Raw genomic sequence first — 12,919 nt, 5'->3', positions numbered from 1 at the left:
GTGGTTCCACGTTCGCGGACCGCATCGCCGACATCGACGCGCAGATCGTGCTCCTGTGGTCCGCCACGTCGGCGAGCACCGGTCACCGGCGCCGGCACCCCCCGACGGGTGCCGACGCCGGTGCATGACGGGCGGGCGGTCAGGCCGCCGGCATGGCCGACCCGCTGAGAAGGCCCTGGACGAATTCGGCGATGCCGTCGAGCATTCCATCCTCGAGACTGCCGAGATCGACGCTGCCGAGCAGTCCGCCGTCCGGGACGGACACGATCTGCGGCCGGCTCACCGCCGGCTCCTCACTGTTCGGCGAAACGCATTCGCCCACAACGGCGTAGAGGCCGTCAGTGAGCTCCGCGCTGAAGGTGTCCTCGTCGCCGGGGCCGACGCGCTGGGCGATGTCGGTGCGCCACGACAGGAATCCCGGGTCGTCGATCTTGCCGGGATCTGCCTCGAGTTCGGCCAGTTTGGATGACTCGAGGGCGAAGGCGCCGCACGTGCTGGTGGGCTCGCTGTTGGTGTTCTTCAGCGTGACGTTCAGTGTGTTCGCTTCCACGTTCGTCGTGACCGTCGGGCCGGTGAGCTCGACCGGTTCGGCGGATGCGAGGGCGGGTACCGCAAGCGCCGAGGCGGCGACGATCGCGGCGCCGCCGACCGTGCGGGAGAACACTTTCCGGTTACGCAACTGCATGTAGAACCCCTTCCGAAGGTGGGACGCTGGGCATGATCGGGGTGTCGGGATCGCGGCGGGATCTCCGTGTCGGGATCTCGAAACCAAGATCACCACTCCACCATCGGGGCTCGGCGCCGGGGCTGCAACAGAAGGGTCGGGCAAATGCGACATCGGCGGCGTCCGTGCCGGTGTCGCAGTGATGTGACGGTTTCCCGATTCGCCGATGAGCAGCGTCGATCCACGACGCCCCGCAATAGATAACGATACGATAACGGTATCGCTCCCGGTGTGGATCAGGCGTTGCGACTCTTGGTGTTTCGAGAGTCCGTCGCGAATTCCTAGCGGAGTCGGGTGAGCGCGCGATGCTGCGCGACCCGAACGGCGCCCGGTGTCATGCCGAGTGCGTCCGCGGTGTCGGTGGCCGTACGGCCGTCGATGATCCTCAGGTGCAGAATCGTCCGCTGCTGTGCGCTCAACACGTCGAGCATTTGTTCGGTGCGCTGCAATTGCTCCGAGCGCAGTGCGTGCTCCTCCGGTCCGTCGTCCCGCGTCGGGACGTCGGGGACGGTCTCGACCGGGACGCTCCGGTCCCTGCCCCACCGCGCGCACCGCGTCCACCACCTTGTGCGAGGCGACGCCGTAGACGAAGGCGATGAACCGTCCGCGATTCTCGTAACGAGGCAGGGCCCAGAGCACCGCGATGCACACTTCCTGGGTGATGTCCTCGGCGGACGGGTAGCGCATCCCCTGCATCCGCGACCGGCAGAAACTCAGCACCATCGGGCGGATGCGCACCAGGACGGCGGACATCGCCGCGCGGTCTCCGAGAGCGGCGGCGACCGCGACGTCGTTCAGGTCGGTGGGGGTCGAGGCGTACCGGGTACTCACCCTGCACAGCTAACTGGTGCCGACTGGGGCCTTGCTCTCGACAACCGGTGAACTTCCTGGGAGTTCTTCCGCGGGTCCCCGCAGGAACCGTCCGATCGGTCCCTCGTCCAGCGCGAGTGCCTTGGTGACCACGGTCGCACCGACGATGATGCCGCACGCGACGAACATCCAGCCGATCGCCGTGAACACCAGCCCCAGGTCGCCGAACTTGGTCTCCGCCGACGCGACGATCCGTGGGAGAGCGACGTTACCGACGATCCGCAGCGCCGTGAGGCCCACCGCGGTGATCGCCCCGGTCGACCACAGCACCCGGGCCGACAGGCGACGCTCGGTGAGCAGGTGCGGCACCAGGGTCCACAATCCCATCCAGACCGCGAACTGTGCCGCCAGTGCGAGCGGACCGCCGACGTACGCGAGGTCCCGCAGTATCCGGGTCCCGCCGACCAGTGCGGCGGACGCCGCCACCGACAGCAGCACGGCCACCCACCGCCACCAACTCGCGAGGCGGAGTGTCGGGACGTGCCACACCCGCCCGTACAACCGGCCCAGCACGCGGGCGAAGGACGTGCCGCTGAGTATCACCATGAGCAGCCCGACGATCCCGAACGCGGCGAACGACGGATCATCGATGGAGAGGCTGTCCGGGGAGAAGTCGACGGCGTCCATATCGACACCGAACTGGTCGAAGAATCCCTTGGTGAAGTTGTCGTGGCTGCCGATCGTCGATGCCGCGATGACGACCGGCAGTACCGACGTGAACGACTGTGCCGCCAGGGTCATCGAGCGGTCGACCAACTCGATGTCGACGAGCCCCGACAAGACGCGTTGCACCGTACGGCCGGGCGCGGTGCCGCGCAGCCAGCCCTGCGCCGTTTGCGAGCGGGCCGCGAGGGCTTCCTTGGCCAGCGCCACATTGAACTTCGACGACTTCACAGCACCCCGCTCATGCCCGATGAGAAGCCGGCCGTGCCGGTCTCGATGATTCCGACAGCGTAGGCGACGCGCGCAGCCGAATCGGGTTGCCGAATCGACGAAACACGGCGGGTCCGCGCGATTCGTCCTGCTCGTCCGCAACCGTCGTCGGAATCGGGACGGATCCGGGGAAACCGGCGGGGCCTCAGGAGTCGTCGGCGTACCGTCGGGGCGACGCGATCGAACGGGCTCCGGCGGGCAACCACAGGGAGTGTGACATGAGCGGACGGATCTCGCGGCGAGCCTTCAACCGCGGCCTCGCGTGGACGGCCGGCGCCGTGGGTGTAGGGGCGATCACCGCAGGAGTGCCGGGGGTGCGGGCGCAGGATCTGGGCGATCTCGGCAATATCGACCCGTCCCGCCCGCAGTTGTTCGCGTCGCCGCGTATCGAGCCCTTCGTCGACGAACTGCCCCGCATTCCGGTGCTGTCCGGCTCGCAACTGGAGCTGCGCGCCACGAGCACGACACATCGGTTCCACCGCGACCTCGACCCCTCTCCGGCGCTCGCGTACGGCGGCATGGACTATCTCGGTCCCACCATCGAGTCGCACAGCAACGACCCGCTGACGGTGTCCTACCGCAACGAGATCGGGGTCCATCCCCTCGCCGCGGACTTCGACACCACACTGCACGGCGTGACCGAGCAGGATCGGACGTCGGTGCCCACGTCGATGCATCTGCACGGCGCCGTGACACCCCCCGAGCACGACGGGCACCCCGCGTTCCTGCAGCGGCCGGGACAGGGGCACGTCCATCACTACCCGAACGGCCACGAGGCCACCCAACTCTGGTACCACGATCACGCGATGGGGATCACCCGCCTCAACGTGTACGCCGGACTCGCCGGGATGTTCCTGCTGCGGGACGAATTCGACACGGGTGCAACCGGTAACGCGTGGGGGCTGCCGTCGGGGGAGTTCGAGATTCCGCTGGTCCTGCAGGAGAAGATCTTCACCGCGGACGGACGGCAGAGCATCCGGGCCACCCCGCTGGTGCCGCAGGGGCGGTGGGACGGCGGAACCCCGGGCGACGTGGGGGTGGTGAACGGCAAGATCTGGCCGGAACTCGAGGTAGCGCGGGGCTTCTACCGCCTGCGCATCGTCAGCGCCGCGTCCTTCAGCGTGTGGAATCTGTTCTTCGGCAACCGGATGCGGTTCTGGATTCTCGGCATGGAGGGCGGGCTCCTGCCCGCGCCCGTAGCCTCCGACCGCGTGCGGCTCGCACCCGGAGAGCGGGTCGATCTCCTCGTCGACTTCGGGGCACTGGAACCCGGTGCGACGGTGGAACTCTGCAACGACGAGCCCCCGCCGCTAGGGGCGTCCCAGCGCGGTGCCCGGGCGATGCCGCTATTCTGCCGGTTCCGGATGTCGGCGGGACGCGGCTTCTCCGGGCGGGTTCCGGAGACGCTGCGCGGAGGGTCGGGGCAGCCCGCGGATCTGGAACCGGTGCCGACGCCGCAGGTGCAGCGAACGGTCACTGTGATGCAGTTGATCGACCAGTCGACCGGTGGAACGATCATGTCGCTCAACAACCTGATGTTCGGCGACCCCGACATCGAGATGCCTCGGCAGGGCACCGTCGAACAGTGGAACATCGTCAACGTCGCGCCTGAGCCGCACCCGATTCACCTCCACCTGGTGAACTTCCGCGTGCTGGGCCGGCAGAACATCGATGTCGCGGCGTACACCAGGCAGTACCCGCAGCCACCGATCGGTACCAAGTGGACGCCGCCGGCCGACGACTTCGTCACCTCCCCGCTCGCACCGCCGGAGCCGTGGGAGACCGGTTCGAAGGACACAGTCATCGCGGATCCGGGGACGATCACCCGGATCGTCGCGGTGTTCCCGACCGCCGAGCGCCTCGGTTTCGACCCCGATGCCACCTTCGGGGTGGGAGAGATCTCCGCCCCGGTGGAGGCCTCACCTCAGATGCCTGACCATCGGATGCCGGCCCATGCGGGACACGATGCCGTGCCGGCGGCGGGCCCGTTGCAGGGGTACGTGTGGCACTGCCACATGCTCGACCACGAGGACCACGACATGATGCTGGGTTTCCGCACCGTCGCCGGGGGATGAGGAGTAGGCGAGAGCCGATTCGAGATTCTGGGGACCCGCGGACCGAAGTGTCCGCGGGGCAGTTCATCCGATGGGTGTGAGGCCGCCGAGGCGATTCTGTTCGTACGGTGCCTGAGAGGCCGATGTGGCTGGATCCCACCATCTCGAGGAGTTTCCCATGGCAGGAACGCTGACCGTCTGGAAGTTCGCGTCTCCGTCCGGAGCGGACACCGCCGTCGCGACGTTGGAAGACCTGCAGAAGCAGGAACTGATCACCGTTCACGATGCGGCAGTGGTGAGTTGGCCGGAGGGGAGGAAGAAGCCGAAGACTCACCAGCTCGCCGATCTTGCGGGCGCGGGCGCGCTCGGCGGCGCCTTCTGGGGGCTGCTGTTCGGCATTCTGTTCTTCATCCCACTGATCGGGGTGGCCGTCGGTGCCGCCGTCGGCGCACTGACAGGGGCGCTGACCGACGTCGGAATCGACGACGACTTCATCAAGCGGCTCAAGGAACAGATCACCCCCGGAACCTCGGCCCTGTTCGTGTTGACGTCCGACGCGACGGTCGATCGCGTGCACGACGAATTCCATGGTCAGCACGCCGAACTGATCTCCACGAACCTGTCCCATGAGCAGGAGGCGCACCTTCGCGAGGTGTTCGCGGACTGACCGGTAACGGCTTCTCGGTCCGGGAGGGACGATGACGGGTTCACGTAAATCACGATCCGACCGGGCCGTGTCCACGGTGCCGGTGCCGACATTGACACCGGCACCGTGGGCGATACCCCGTGGCTTGATCGTGTTACTCGCAGGTGCAGGCGCGGTGGTTTCGATCGCCGGGATCAAGACCTTCGCCGGGATCCTCGGGCCGGTGTTCCTGGCCCTGATGCTCACCATCGCGGTGCAACCGATCCAGTCCTGGATGCAGCGCCGCAGGCTTCCCGCATGGCTCGGGATGATCACCGCCGTGATCGCGGTGTACCTGATCCTCATCGGCCTGGTCGGCGCATTGGCGCTGTCGGCCGCGCAACTCGCCACTCAGCTACCGCAGTATGCCGACACCGTCGACGACCTCCTGGACGGTCTCCGCTCGGCGCTGGCCGGAGCGGGCGTGAACTCCGACCAGATCCACAACGCGCTGAGCAGCATCGACGTGGGCAAGGTCGTCGCGCTGATCGAATCCGCGCTACAGAGTCTCCTCGGCGTGTTCTCCAACCTCTTCTTCATCCTGGCTCTGCTGCTGTTCATGGCGTTCGACGGGATGAGTATCGGGAAGAAGATGCAGGTCGTCGCACGCACCAGGCCCGAGATTGCGTATGCCCTATCGACTTTCGCTGCGGGAACCCGCAAGTACCTGGTCGTCTCCACGGTGTTCGGCCTGATCGTGGCGGTACTCGACGGCGGAGCGCTGTGGCTGATGGGCGTTCCGCTACCGGTGTTGTGGGCGCTGCTGTCATTCATCACCAACTACATTCCCAACATCGGCTTCGTGATCGGTGTGATCCCGCCGGCGCTTCTCGCGCTGCTCGACGGCGGGCCGGGTCTCATGGTGTGGGTGATCGTGGTCTACTGCGTGATCAATTTCGTCATCCAGTCGATCATCCAGCCGAAGTTCGTCGGCGACGCCGTCGGCATCAGCGTGACGATGACCTTCCTGGCGCTGGTGTTCTGGGCCTGGGTGCTCGGCCCGCTGGGCGCGCTGCTTGCAATTCCGATGACGCTTCTGGTCAAGGCGATGCTGCTGGACATAGACCCCGCCACCCGTTGGGTGAACGTCCTGATCGGCGAGAAGGCGGAGGACGTTGCGGTTCCGCCGGACCCCGACATTCTCTCTCCTGCAAAGGAAGTCGATGATCCGAGTCCTGAGCCGGAGTCGGTCGTGCCGGCGACGTGACATCTGTGTCCTCGTCGGTCGCCCGAGCCTCATCCCGAACGGGTGATGTGGACGGCCGGCGGAGGGCGCACCCTGATGGGGACACGGACTCAACGACATGCGGAGCGGACGAGGAGATGTGCGATGCCGGACTCGAAGCCGAACATTCTGGTGATCTGGGGCGATGACATCGGCATCTCCAACCTCAGTTGCTACAGCGACGGACTGATGGGATACCGGACGCCGAACATCGATCGTCTCGCCGACGAGGGCATGAAGTTCACCGACTCCTACGGTGAGCAGAGTTGCACCGCCGGCCGCGCCTCATTCATCACCGGCCAGAGCGTCTACCGGACGGGGATGAGCAAGGTCGGCATGCCGGGCGTCGAGATCGGTCTCTCGGCTGAGGACCCGACCATTGCGGAACTGATCAAACCGCTCGGGTATGCCACCGGTCAGTTCGGTAAGAACCACCTCGGTGACCTGAACAAGTACCTGCCGACCGTGCACGGTTTCGACGAGTTCTTCGGCAACCTCTATCACCTCAATGCCGAGGAGGAGCCGGAACTCCCGGACTATCCCGACGCGGATCTGTATCCCCGCCTGTACAACCTGCAACGGCCGCGGGGCGTCCTGCGCTCCTGGGCCACCGATGAGGACGATTCCACCGAGGATCCGCGCTTCGGCCGCGTCGGCAAGCAGCGGATCGAAGACACCGGTCCGCTGACCAAGAAGCGGATGGAGACCATCGACGACGAGATCGCCGATGCGGCTGTCGACTTCATCCGGCGCCAGCACGAAGCGGAGGCACCGTTCTTCCTGTGGGTGAACTTCACCCACATGCACCTGCGCACGCACACGAAGCCGGAAAGCCTGGGGCAGTCGGGCATCTGGCAGTCGCCGTACCACGACACGATGATCGACCACGACAAGAATGTCGGCTCCGTGCTCGATGTCCTGGACGAGCTCGGCCTCGCCGAGGACACGATCGTCATCTACAGCACCGACAACGGCCCGCACGCCAACACGTGGCCGGACGGTGCGACCACACCCTTCCGCAGTGAGAAGGACACCAACTGGGAAGGCGCCTTCCGGGTTCCGCAGGTGATCCGGTGGCCAGGGAGGATCGAAGCGGGGGCGGTCTCCAACGACATCGTCCAGCATCACGACTGGCTCCCCACGTTCCTCGCGGCGGCCGGTGACACGGACATCGTCGACAAGCTGAAGTCCGGGCACGCCGCCGGCGACAAGACCTACAAGGTCCATATCGACGGCTACAACCTGCTGCCCTACCTCACCGGGGAGGTGGAGCGGAGCCCGCGCCGGGGCATGGTCTACTTCTCCGACGACTGCGACGTGCTGGGTGTGCGGTTCGAGAACTGGAAGATCGTCTTCATGGAGCAGCGGGTACAGGGCACACTGGGGATCTGGGCGGAGCCGTTCACGGAACTGCGGGTACCGAAGCTGTTCAACCTCCGCACCGATCCGTTCGAGCGGGCCGACTCGACGTCGAACACGTACTGGGACTGGTTCCTCGACCACGATTACATCGCCCTCTACGGCACCGCGATCGCTACCGCCTTCCTCGACACGTTCAAGGAGTTTCCGCCGCGGCAGGAGCCAGCCACCTTCACGATCGATCATGCGGTGAAGAAGCTGCACGCCTTTCTGTCGCGGGACTGACCGGCATGGTGAATGCACTCGAGTCGTGGGCCGACGGGGGAACAAGATCCGCCATAGTCGATTTCGTGGATCGGGTCACGGCGGTCGGCGGACCGGACTTCGTCGAACCCGAGGACCGGGTGGCGGTCTTCGACAACGACGGCACACTCTGGTGCGAGAAGCCGATGCCCATCCAACTCGACTTCACCGTGCGGCGCTTCGCCGAGATGGCTACGGGCGAACCCGATCTGCGCCAGAAACAGCCGTGGAAGGCGGCCTACGAGAACGACCTTCAGTGGCTCGGCACGGCGATGGTCAAGCATTATCAGGGCGACGACGGCGATCTGAAGCTGCTGATGGGCGCGGTCACCGCCGCGTTCGACTCGGTCACCGTCGAGAATTACGACGCGCGGGTCCGGGCCTTCTTCGCCGGGGCGGATCACCCGACGCTCGGCCGCCCCTATTACGGGTGCGGATACACGCCGATGGTCGAGTTGTTGCGTTACCTCGAGGAGAACGGCTTCACGACCTACATCGCGTCCGGTGGTGACCGCGACTTCATGCGCCCGGTCGCCGGAAGGCTCTACGGGCTGCCGCCGGAACGCATCATCGGCAGCGCGCTCGGTCTGTCGTACCGCGAGGGCGAGGACACCACCGATCTGCTCTACAAGGCCGCGATGGATTTCTTCGACGACGGACCGGAGAAGCCCGTCCGGATCTGGAGCAGGATCGGGCGGCGGCCGATCCTGTCGGTCGGCAACTCCAACGGCGACCTTCCGATGCTGGCGTTCTCCGGGCAACCCGACCGCCCGTCCCTGCGGATGGTGATCCTGCACGACGATGCCGAACGCGAGTTCGACTACGTCGCCGGCGCCGAACAGGCTCTCGATCAGGCGCGAGAGAAGGCCTGGACCGTGGTAAGCATGAAGAACGACTGGACGAACGTCTTCTCGACGGCCGTCACCTGACCCCGAAGAGGAGCAAAGGCCCAGTGGGTGATTCGGCATTCTCCGACCTCCGAGACGTACCGGCGCAGACATTCACGATGGGCTCGGATCGGCACTACCCGGAGGAGGGCCCGGCGCACCGTGTGAAGGTCGATGCCTTCGCCATCGAGACCCACCAGGTCACCAATGCGCAGTACGCGCGTTTCGTGCGGGACACCGGCTACGTCACGGTGGCCGAGAGGCCGTTGGACCCCGCCGATTTCCCGGGGGCGCCCGTAGAGAACCTGCAGCCCGGATCGATGGTCTTCACACGCACCGCCGGTCCGGTCGATCTCCGGCACCTCAGTCAATGGTGGATCTGGACGATCGGGGCGTCCTGGCAGCGCCCCACAGGCCCCGGATCGTCGACCGCCGGGCTCGGGGACCACCCCGTCGTTCATGTCGCGCACGAGGATGCAGCGGCATACGCGCAGTGGGCGGGACGGGCCCTGCCCACCGAGGCGCAGTGGGAGGCCGCTGCGCGGGGCGGGCTGGACGGCGCCGACTTCACGTGGGGCAAGGACGGCGAGGCGGACGATGAGCGCCTCGCGAACTTCTGGCACGGCGACTTCCCCTGGCGAGCGGATTCCGGGTACGGCACCACCGCAGCGGTCGGCAGCTATCCGTCGAACGGGTACGGCCTGCACGACATGGCGGGCAACGTGTGGGAATGGACGGCCGACTGGTACTCGGACCGACATGCCGACTCGGCGGACTCGTGCTGCGCACCGCTCAATCCGCGTGGGCCGGACGTGTCGCAGAGCTTCGACAGCCGTCAGCCCCAGTTCCAGGTGCCCCGCAAGGTGATCAAGGGCGGCTCGTTCCTGTGCGCCGACAGCTACTGCCGCCGCTATCGGCCCGCGGCGCGCCGACCCCAGATGATCGACACGGGGATGAGCCACATCGGGTTCCGCTGCGTGGCGGGCACCGCGTAGTCGAACCCGGACGGGCTCCGAACAGGTTGCGGCTCATGGTCGGCCGGGCCGCCGGGGCGACGGGTCAGGGATTTCCGTCCATAGCCGAGCAAGCGGGCAGGCCGAGTTGCTCGATCCGGCTGTTGAAGTCCTCGATCCGGTCGAGGTCCGTCGTGGTCAACCCGGCGTCTGCATCGGCGCCAGATCCAGGATCCGCTGCGCTCCGTTCACGCTGAGCCCGTCGGGGCTGGAATCGATCACTGCGACGACATCGGTGGTGAGTTTCCTCCACGCGCGATGGGACGCGTCGAGGATGGCCTTGATCTGACGACCGTCGGAGACGGGCGGTTCCGGCATCTCGATCAACGTGTCGAGCGCAGGCAGGCTCGCGACGAGGGCGCTGCGGGTATTCGTGATGTTCGCCGGTGACAGTGCGGAGCTGGCGGGAATCTCGTCGAGCGCCTCCGTGGCGTCGGCGAGGGGTCCGTAGGCCGTGCAGAAGGCGTCGGCCCACGTGTCCAGTCGGCGGTCGACGTCGGCTACCAGGCGGAGTCGCCGCGGCGCACGGCGTCGGCGCCGCCGTCGACGAAGAGGACGTGGCCGGTGACGTGCGAATTCTCCGGGGACACAAGCCGGGACAGCAGCGTGGCAATCTGTGCCAGGTCGCCAGTTTGTGCCACGCTGTTAATGTGCTCGAGACGCACTCTCGGATGCGACCGCTGCTGGCGGGGCGGGCCGGGCCCGATCCGGACGACCCCGAGGGTCCGGCCGACGTGGGTGAGCTGGCGGCGTCCGCGCTGTCCGTCCTACGCCTCGATGTCCAGATTCCGGCGCGAAGCGACTAGCTCGACGAATCCGTTCGACAGACAACATGTTTCGGCAGACAAGGAGACAATCATGGTTCGGTCACTGGTGAGAAGCGTCGTGGTTTCGGCAGATCCCGATCGGGTCTGGGCCCACATCGGCGACTTCGACGGGCTCGGCGCGTGGCATCCGGGCGTCCCGCCCTCGGAGCTCGAGGGCGACACGGAGCCGACCGAGGTCGGTGCGATCCGCGTCTTCTCGATCGACGGGCGCGTCGTCGCCCGGGAGCTTCTCGTCGGCCGCGACGCGGCGGCGCGCACGTACAGCTACCAGGTGCTCGACCCGATGCTGCCGATCAGCGACTACATCGCCACCCTCGCGGTGCGGCCGCACGCCGGCGGCACCGAGATTCATTGGAGCGCGGAGTATCAGGCCGCCGACGACGCGGCGGTCGCGACGGTGGAGCAGATGTTCGGCGACGGGGTCTATGTCACCGGACTCAACGCTGTGGCAACGTATTTCGCGGACTAGCCGCGCACCGACCGCCGGCTCGCCGTCGCTTGCTAGTGGCGACGAGCCGAGCAGTCGATACACATCGTGGCGGCGGGCACCGCATCGAGTCGGGCCTCGGTGATCGGTGTTCCGCATCGGACGCAGACGCCGTACGTGCCGTTCTCGAGGCGCTGCGTTGCCGCAGTCAGGTCCTCCAGGTCGCGGCGAGCGTCGTCGAGAAGGGCCGAGACCTGGGCACGCTCGAAGGCGATGGTCGAGCCTTCGGGATCGTGCTCGTCGTCGTCCGTGGTGAACTCCGATCCCTCCACTGTTTCGCTGAAACGCCGGGTGAGTGCGGCGATGCGGCGCTCCGTGTCGGCGCGTTCCCGGGCGATCCGGGCCCGATGCCGGGAGGCGGTCGCGTCCGCGTCGGCTCCTGCGGAACCATCGTCCTGCATGGGTGTTCCTCCATCGAAGCCGGTATGCGGTCACCGAAAGTTGATCAGTAGCCCGGCCATCCACACGCAGGCCAGGGTGAAGGCTGTGATCAAGACGGCCTCGAGCAGCGTGGTGCCGACCATCAGCGCGAACAATCCGGGCACGAACACGATGAGTGCGATGCACAGCAGCCATGCCAATCGCAGTGACGTGGTTCGTATCCCGGCCCGCCGCGCGCATTGTGGAGTCTCGCGCATGTCGTCTCCCGTGAGCTGTGGTGCGCTCCTGTCGTCTGTGCCGTGCAGTACTTACTCGACGGTAGCGGAGTGGTAGCGGGGACGTGTGGGGAATCGTCCGAATTGTACTGCGGTGCAGAGACTGGCCGAATCGATTGCCCGGATGTGGTTGCGGGCGAATCCATCCCGCTCCGGGTGCCGGGTGCGGACCATTGCGCCCGCACGGCCGCTGACGGTGCGGCCGGCTCGTCGCGCGCACCGGACGGGGACTGCCTCTGCTCGGAGGGTCGCCCCGCCTCCGGTCCTCGCCGGACGGCCGACTTCCGCGCGACCACCCCATCCTGGAGGTTGTCGTTCTTTTGACTTATTCCAGAAAAGGGGCATACTGGGAACCATGCAACACGGAGAGCACCGCATCGAACCCCGCACCCTGCTGAGGGAAGCGGGCCTACGTGTCACGGCTCCCCGGGTTGCGGTTCTGAATGCTGTTGCCGCGAATCCGCATTCGGATGCGGAGGAGATCGCTGCCGAGGTGCGTCGTCAGCTCGGGACCGTCTCCACTCAGGGCGTCTACGACGTGCTGGGGGCCTGTGTCCGAGCGGGTCTGCTGCGCCGGATCGAACCTGCGGGTTCGTCGGCACGGTACGAGACCCGCACCGCGGACAACCATCACCACCTGGTGTGCCGCTCGTGCGGCACGGTCGTCGACGTGGACTGCGTCGTCGGCCACGCTCCCTGCCTGGAGCCCTCGAACGACCACGGCTTCGAGATCGACGAGGCCGAGGTGGTGTTCTGGGGTCTGTGCGGCGGTTGCCGAAGTGTTTCGGCGAAAACCACAGCAGAGACCGTTGCCAGCTCACAGAATCAAGACGATGTGCCCGGATCGGGCGGGTCGAACCATTCGAAGACAGCCACAGCCCACTAGTGCCAGGAGG

15 protein-coding genes and 1 pseudogene are annotated in these 12,919 nt (G+C 66.7%); 9 read left to right on the top strand and 7 right to left on the bottom strand.

Features of this window, described 5'->3' with window-relative positions; genetic code table 11:
• Nucleotides 1–139 precede the first annotated feature (139 nt).
• The 3 genes and pseudogenes from DEU38_RS11385 to DEU38_RS11375 all read right to left on the bottom strand — a co-directional run bounded on the left by DEU38_RS11385 (nt 140) and on the right by DEU38_RS11375 (nt 2,488).
• The gene (locus DEU38_RS11385; RefSeq protein ID WP_114721179.1) at nt 140–685 is read right to left on the bottom strand and encodes a hypothetical protein; all 546 of its coding nucleotides are present in this window, start codon (nt 683–685) and stop codon (nt 140–142) included.
• Nucleotides 686–1,005: 320 nt separating this feature from the next.
• A pseudogene (shbA, locus tag DEU38_RS11380) lies at nt 1,006–1,555 on the bottom strand (RNA polymerase sigma factor ShbA).
• 9 nt (nt 1,556–1,564) lie between these two features.
• Nucleotides 1,565–2,488, bottom strand: coding sequence for a hypothetical protein (locus DEU38_RS11375; RefSeq protein ID WP_114721177.1), 924 nt, complete (start codon nt 2,486–2,488; stop codon nt 1,565–1,567).
• A gap of 257 nt (nt 2,489–2,745) precedes the next feature.
• On the opposite strand from DEU38_RS11375, the gene DEU38_RS11370 reads away from it, so the two are divergent.
• The 6 genes from DEU38_RS11370 to DEU38_RS11345 all read left to right on the top strand — a co-directional run bounded on the left by DEU38_RS11370 (nt 2,746) and on the right by DEU38_RS11345 (nt 10,035).
• Nucleotides 2,746–4,602 carry a multicopper oxidase family protein gene (locus DEU38_RS11370; RefSeq protein WP_114721175.1) on the top strand — a complete coding sequence of 619 codons (1,857 nt, stop codon included), beginning with the start codon at nt 2,746–2,748 and terminating at the stop codon, nt 4,600–4,602.
• A gap of 157 nt (nt 4,603–4,759) precedes the next feature.
• The gene (locus DEU38_RS11365; RefSeq protein WP_114721173.1) at nt 4,760–5,248 is read left to right on the top strand and encodes a DUF1269 domain-containing protein; all 489 of its coding nucleotides are present in this window, start codon (nt 4,760–4,762) and stop codon (nt 5,246–5,248) included.
• A 31-nt stretch (nt 5,249–5,279) separates the two neighbouring features.
• Nucleotides 5,280–6,473 carry an AI-2E family transporter gene (locus DEU38_RS11360; protein ID WP_114721171.1) on the top strand — a complete coding sequence of 398 codons (1,194 nt, stop codon included), beginning with the start codon at nt 5,280–5,282 and terminating at the stop codon, nt 6,471–6,473.
• A gap of 123 nt (nt 6,474–6,596) precedes the next feature.
• Entirely contained in the window at nt 6,597–8,135 is a 1,539-nt protein-coding gene (locus DEU38_RS11355; RefSeq protein WP_114721169.1) for an arylsulfatase, read from the top strand.
• A 5-nt stretch (nt 8,136–8,140) separates the two neighbouring features.
• The gene (locus DEU38_RS11350) at nt 8,141–9,082 is read left to right on the top strand and encodes an HAD family phosphatase (protein WP_114721167.1); all 942 of its coding nucleotides are present in this window, start codon (nt 8,141–8,143) and stop codon (nt 9,080–9,082) included.
• A 77-nt stretch (nt 9,083–9,159) separates the two neighbouring features.
• On the top strand, nt 9,160–10,035 hold the full coding sequence (locus DEU38_RS11345; RefSeq protein WP_397484644.1) for a formylglycine-generating enzyme family protein: 876 nt from the start codon (nt 9,160–9,162) through the stop codon (nt 10,033–10,035).
• Nucleotides 10,036–10,191: 156 nt separating this feature from the next.
• Here the strand turns inward: DEU38_RS11345 and DEU38_RS11340 are convergent, their stop codons facing one another.
• Both DEU38_RS11340 and DEU38_RS11335 read right to left on the bottom strand, forming a co-directional pair.
• On the bottom strand, nt 10,192–10,371 hold the full coding sequence (locus tag DEU38_RS11340; protein ID WP_147283497.1) for a hypothetical protein: 180 nt from the start codon (nt 10,369–10,371) through the stop codon (nt 10,192–10,194).
• Between the two features lie 182 nt (nt 10,372–10,553).
• Nucleotides 10,554–10,694, bottom strand: a complete 141-nt coding sequence (locus DEU38_RS11335; RefSeq protein WP_181818744.1) for a hypothetical protein — start codon at nt 10,692–10,694, stop codon at nt 10,554–10,556.
• Nucleotides 10,695–10,703: 9 nt separating this feature from the next.
• Between DEU38_RS11335 and DEU38_RS28420 the strand changes: the two genes are divergently transcribed.
• Both DEU38_RS28420 and DEU38_RS11330 read left to right on the top strand, forming a co-directional pair.
• The gene (locus DEU38_RS28420) at nt 10,704–10,859 is read left to right on the top strand and encodes a hypothetical protein (protein ID WP_181818743.1); all 156 of its coding nucleotides are present in this window, start codon (nt 10,704–10,706) and stop codon (nt 10,857–10,859) included.
• A 52-nt stretch (nt 10,860–10,911) separates the two neighbouring features.
• The gene (locus DEU38_RS11330; RefSeq protein ID WP_114721161.1) at nt 10,912–11,349 is read left to right on the top strand and encodes an SRPBCC family protein; all 438 of its coding nucleotides are present in this window, start codon (nt 10,912–10,914) and stop codon (nt 11,347–11,349) included.
• A gap of 32 nt (nt 11,350–11,381) precedes the next feature.
• Here DEU38_RS11330 and DEU38_RS11325 read toward each other — a convergent pair whose 3' ends face one another.
• Both DEU38_RS11325 and DEU38_RS28055 read right to left on the bottom strand, forming a co-directional pair.
• Entirely contained in the window at nt 11,382–11,768 is a 387-nt protein-coding gene (locus tag DEU38_RS11325; protein ID WP_114721159.1) for a TraR/DksA C4-type zinc finger protein, read from the bottom strand.
• Between the two features lie 30 nt (nt 11,769–11,798).
• On the bottom strand, nt 11,799–12,005 hold the full coding sequence (locus tag DEU38_RS28055; protein WP_147283496.1) for a hypothetical protein: 207 nt from the start codon (nt 12,003–12,005) through the stop codon (nt 11,799–11,801).
• A 373-nt stretch (nt 12,006–12,378) separates the two neighbouring features.
• Here DEU38_RS28055 and DEU38_RS11320 point away from each other — a divergent pair, with 373 nt between their 5' ends.
• The gene (locus DEU38_RS11320) at nt 12,379–12,909 is read left to right on the top strand and encodes a Fur family transcriptional regulator (RefSeq protein ID WP_114721157.1); all 531 of its coding nucleotides are present in this window, start codon (nt 12,379–12,381) and stop codon (nt 12,907–12,909) included.
• Nucleotides 12,910–12,919 lie beyond the last annotated feature (10 nt).

Source organism: Rhodococcus sp. AG1013 (genome assembly GCF_003350365.1).
GTDB lineage: Bacteria > Actinomycetota > Actinomycetes > Mycobacteriales > Mycobacteriaceae > Prescottella.
The sequence above is the reverse complement of the archived record's forward strand: the minus strand, read 5'-3'. Positions and strand labels throughout refer to the sequence as shown.